Raw genomic sequence first — 225 nt, 5'->3', positions numbered from 1 at the left:
CTTGCTACCCGTGAACGGGTCTTGATTATCAAATGTTAACTGTTCTCCAAGTTGATCTTCTTTTAATTGTTTTTCTATATATTCCTTTATCTTTTTTGCATCCTTACCTACAGTGTTGGATAAGTCAGAACCCTTTCGGGTTCCTTCTCTCCTAAGAACCGTGCTTGAAGGTTTCCCTTCACACGGCTCACGCATTCTTAACCTTCAAATCTTTCATTTGCGTCA

1 pseudogene is annotated in these 225 nt (G+C 39.6%); it reads right to left on the bottom strand.

The features are described from left to right. A pseudogene (locus CPJCM30710_RS17710) lies at positions 1-195 on the bottom strand (hypothetical protein); the annotation flags it as partial. Positions 196-225: the final 30 nt, after the last annotated feature.

The sequence above is a fragment of the Clostridium polyendosporum genome (assembly GCF_018332455.1).
Classification (GTDB): domain Bacteria; phylum Bacillota; class Clostridia; order Clostridiales; family Clostridiaceae; genus Clostridium_AY; species Clostridium_AY polyendosporum.
This window is presented reverse-complemented; position numbering and strand designations above follow the sequence as displayed.